At 44.8% G+C, this 2339-nt stretch carries 3 protein-coding genes; all 3 read right to left on the reverse strand.

The genetic code is table 11. From position 1 onward, the window contains the following. Positions 1–487: 487 nt before the first annotated feature. Positions 488–1084, reverse strand: coding sequence for an MlaC/ttg2D family ABC transporter substrate-binding protein (locus HMPREF3277_RS11495; protein WP_003758567.1), 597 nt, complete (start codon positions 1082–1084; stop codon positions 488–490). 110 nt (positions 1085–1194) lie between these two features. Then, positions 1195–1746: a hypothetical protein gene (locus HMPREF3277_RS11500; RefSeq protein WP_070871195.1), complete on the reverse strand. Its 552-nt coding sequence runs from the start codon at positions 1744–1746 to the stop codon at positions 1195–1197. Between the two features lie 150 nt (positions 1747–1896). After that, on the reverse strand, positions 1897–2265 hold the full coding sequence (locus tag HMPREF3277_RS11505) for a nucleolar protein (protein WP_070601934.1): 369 nt from the start codon (positions 2263–2265) through the stop codon (positions 1897–1899). Positions 2266–2339 lie beyond the last annotated feature (74 nt).

Below are 2339 nucleotides of genomic sequence, written 5' to 3' on the forward strand. Positions count from 1 at the left end.
ACCTTAGAGAATCGTTCTCTTTGAGCTAAGGCAATGCCGTACCGGTTTAAATTTAATCCACTATATTTTCAAAAATCATTTCCCTTGAACCAACTTGCAATAACAAAGTAGCAGGTAGAAAACAACTCCACTACAACCATGATTCAGAATAAACCAAAGGTCGTCTGAACTTTAAAAGTTTTCAGACGACCTTTTGTTTGTTAAATCCCATAAGTTTCAAATGAATGCAAGACCGTTCATTTTTAACCCATTGATTTTTATAGTGAATTAACTTTAAACCAGTACGGCGTTGCCTCGCCTTAGCTCAAAGAGAACGATTCTCTAAGGTGCTGAAGCACCAAGTGAATCGGTTCCGTACTATCTGTACTGTCTACGGCTTCGTCGCCTTGTCCTGATTTATGTTAATTCCACTATAATATCCCTTATCCTCAAATGGGACAGCTATCCCAATCCTTCTCCTGAGAAAACAGGAAAATTATCAATCAAATTATTGCTTTTTCAAACCTTTAGCTTTAACGACGGCAATAGTACCGTCAATACCTTTTTGCTTAATCAACTCATTGAATTGATTGCGGTATACCGTTACTAAACTTGTGCCATCCAAACGGAAATTGTAGATTTTATAAGCAGAACCTACCCGATAAAGCTGATACGCCACTTCGTATTTCTTACCGCTCTTCGTTTGAAGCTCCGAAAACACATCAAACTTATTGCCGTTTTCAGTCATTTTAGGCAGCAATTTAACCTTCGCATCGGCAGCGCCCACCAAAGCGGAATGGGAATACATCGAAACCACCATCTCTTTGAATGCCTGAATAAAATCTGTTTTCTGCTGTGCTGAGAAATTGCGCCAAGGCGCGCCGACAGCCAAAGCGGAAATGCGTTCATAATCCAAATAACGGTCGGCATACTGCTGTATTTGTTTGACACGCTGCGGCTCGCTCAAGGAAGTATTGCGTGCGATTTTCAAAACAGTATCGATATTTTGCTGCATCTGCTCTTGTGCAGGATGTGCAGCGGCAACATACGGGGCGGCAAGCACCATAGGTGCAGCCAGTACAAAAGCGGACAAATAGGATGCCATATACGTACCTATTTCTAAAAGTTTTAAAGGTTAATTGTAAAACTTTATATTTTAGAAATATTTAACGTAATGTAAAACCAAGAAAGGCAGGTAAAGAAGGTAGGAACAGCCTACATCCGACTCAATTCCCTTTGCAGGGCTTGGATGTTTTGCTGGCGGTCGAGTACCGCGCTTTGCAGGCTGTTGATTTCCTGTTGGTTGACATGACCGCCTTTGGCTACACGGGCTTGCGCCAGAGATTTTTGCGCTTCGCCCAGCGCTTTACGCTCGTTGCTCAACTCTGTTTCCAAAATCGAACGGCGGCTAGTGCTGCCGGAGGATTTGGGCGCAGGCGTTGCTGCGACTTCAGGAGCAGGACGGATGGGCGCAGGTGCAGGATTCGCCTTAGCGGTATTTTTAGGGGCAGGTTTTGCGTTACCGGCTCGTTTTGACGGAGCTTCGGCAGCAGGCTCGGGCATTTCTAAAGCGGGAGCATCGTAGCGCGTGCTGCTGTATTTGCCGATGGTCGGTAAATCTGCCGAATGGCAGTTTCCGGATGGGCGCGAAGTATAGACAACTTCGCCGTTGACTGTGCAGGTATAGATTTTAGAGGAAGCTTGTGCGCCTGATGCGGCGGCAAACATTAGCAATGAAGCTGCCAATGCGTGAAGTGATTGTTTCATGGTAAGGTCGTAATGTGAAATAAGTAATTGTTCGATAGATATTGCATTCAACTGTAATAGTATAACAATGCCAGCATATTCTCTCAAATAGGACGGCTGACTTTTTTAATTTCAAACCAAACCGTCTCATTCGTTATAGCGAAATTTGCCTCACTCGTTTTCAGACGACGTTTTTGCGGCTTTATCCGATTTTTTGGCGCGTGATTTGGCGTTTTTGCTCTTTGTCTCTTGCTCTTGCGCCTTTTCTCGCGATTTTTCTTTTGAACGCGCCTTCTTGGGCTTGGCCGCCTTTTCTTCGGTATCGCTGCTTAATTTGTTGATTTTCAGACGGTATGCACCGCCTTGGTGGCTGCTGATTTTGGGCAGATCCGCGCCTGTGCAGTTTCCAGATGGTTCGGATGTGTAGGTTTTGCTGTTACCGGAATGGCAGCTGAAGACGGCTGCTGCGGTGTGGAGGGATAAGCCCAAAATGAGGGAGGATGCGACGATAAGTGCCCCTTGCTTGATTCGTGAACGCATGTATTTTCCGTAGTTTGAGTTTTCAGACGACCTATTTTTGTTTTTATAGTGGATTAACTTTAAACCGGTACGGC

It is taken from the genome of Neisseria sp. HMSC70E02, from assembly GCF_001838645.1.
Lineage (GTDB): Bacteria > Pseudomonadota > Gammaproteobacteria > Burkholderiales > Neisseriaceae > Neisseria > Neisseria macacae.

Bases quoted from the DNA above. Each gene is read 5' to 3' on its own strand.
- HMPREF3277_RS11495 (WP_003758567.1), bottom strand. From the start codon at position 1,084: ATGGCATCCTATTTGTCCGCTTTTGTACTGGCTGCACCTATGGTGCTT.
- HMPREF3277_RS11505 (WP_070601934.1), bottom strand. From the start codon at position 2,265: ATGCGTTCACGAATCAAGCAAGGGGCACTTATCGTCGCATCCTCCCTC.
- HMPREF3277_RS11500 (WP_070871195.1), bottom strand. From the start codon at position 1,746: ATGAAACAATCACTTCACGCATTGGCAGCTTCATTGCTAATGTTTGCC.